2 protein-coding genes are annotated in these 1,597 nt (G+C 41.9%); both read left to right on the top strand.

Translation table 11 applies throughout. From position 1 onward, the window contains the following. Positions 1 to 470, top strand: a 470-nt coding sequence (locus tag IV86_RS08535) for an IS30 family transposase (protein WP_155514692.1), incomplete at its 5' end; no start/stop codon positions are given. A gap of 131 nt (positions 471 to 601) precedes the next feature. Further along, the coding region (locus IV86_RS08750; protein WP_169790295.1) for a KxYKxGKxW signal peptide domain-containing protein at positions 602 to 1,597 on the top strand (996 nt) is incomplete at its 3' end.

Here is a 1,597-nt window from a genome sequence, read left to right as displayed (position 1 = left end):
TCGGCGATTTTGAACTAGATACAGTCGTTGGCCCCCGTGGGCATAGTAAGGCAGTTTTATTAACCTTAATCGATCGCAAATCACGTTTCCTTTGGGCCTACCGATTAAAAAACCGGACAGCAGTAACTGTTAATGAAGCCCTAAATAAGTTTCTAGCAACTTTTAATGGCCCGGTGCATAGTTTTACGGTGGACCATGGCACTGAGTTTAGCGGTCTAGTATCACTTGAATCACAATATGGTATTAAGACCTATTACTGCCATGCTTATACGTCAGCTGAACGTGGTAGTAATGAACGCTTTAATCGGAATTTACGTTATTTTTGTCCTAAAGGGACTCGTTTTGAGCACATTAGTGCTCAAAATTTAACGACGACGTTACTCCAAATTAACCAGCGACCGCTTAAAATACTCGACTGGCAAACACCGTATCAGGTTATGCTGACAAATTTGTCCAAAAATTCGGATTAAATTTGCAATCTACCTTATTCATTATACGCTCTCTTAAAAGTCGTCTCAGGAATCAGCTTACATCCACCATGAGTGTTATAATTACTATATAAGTTGAAACTCATCAATTATACAAAGCAGGGGATATAATTATGGACTTAGAAACAGACAACCCATTAAATTCCGAAAGGACTGTGCATTATAAACTGTACAAGTCAGGTAAACTGTGGCTTGTTGCCGGAGTGACTTTTTGTTCATTTGTTGGCAGCGCAATCATCAACGATCAAATTGCGCACGCTGATACAGTAACTGTAGCTAAAACAGCAACCACAGTCACACGGACAACCGTCAGTGCTGATTCAAAAACAAGCAATGATTCTACTCAAGCAGATACAGTTTCCACTACGGCTAACAAGGTCGCTAAGACTACTTCAAATATCGCTCACCAACCCAATAGTGCAACAAACAGCTTAAATACTAGTCAAGCAGCAACCGCTACCTCAAGTACAACCACCAAGGCTGCTTCGAGTATCCTCAGTCAAGCGGACAGCGAAACTGCCAACTCAAACACTAGTCAAGCAGTAACTGCTACCTCAAGCGCTACTACCGAGGCTGTTTCGAGTGCCGCCAACCAAACGGGCCAAAAAGTAAGCTCCAGTAATAACAAAAGCCATGAGGCAAAAGCTCACACAACTAGTGCTGCCTCTGGTTCTATTAGCCAAGTAAGTAACACAGCAGTCAAATCAGCAGCAAGTACCGAGAATACCAACAAGGCCACATCAGTTGCTTCAAGTGCAGTAAATCGCCAAGCAACCACGACCAAAAAAGCTGACATTAACTTAACTACGGTAACTGCAGCCACACCTAACACGAAGCCAGCTACACAAGTAAGACTAATGGCCACTAGTTCAGCTGCAATGAAAATCAAGCCTATAACTTACAAAATCCAATCGAAACAAATGACCCGTAATCAGTATCAATGGAAAGGTAGCAAATTATATTACTACGGTAATGACGGACAACCTATTACAGGACTGCGTCATTATGGTAATAACAAGCTCGAATACTATGGAAACGATCATGTCCAATATCGTAACCGTTACTTAACTGCTGCCAACAACCAGTTATATTACTTTGGGGGCAACGGA

The sequence above is a fragment of the Pediococcus pentosaceus genome (assembly GCF_001437285.1).
Taxonomy (GTDB): Bacteria; Bacillota; Bacilli; order Lactobacillales; family Lactobacillaceae; genus Pediococcus; species Pediococcus pentosaceus.
The sequence above is the reverse complement of the archived record's forward strand: the minus strand, read 5'-3'. Positions and strand labels throughout refer to the sequence as shown.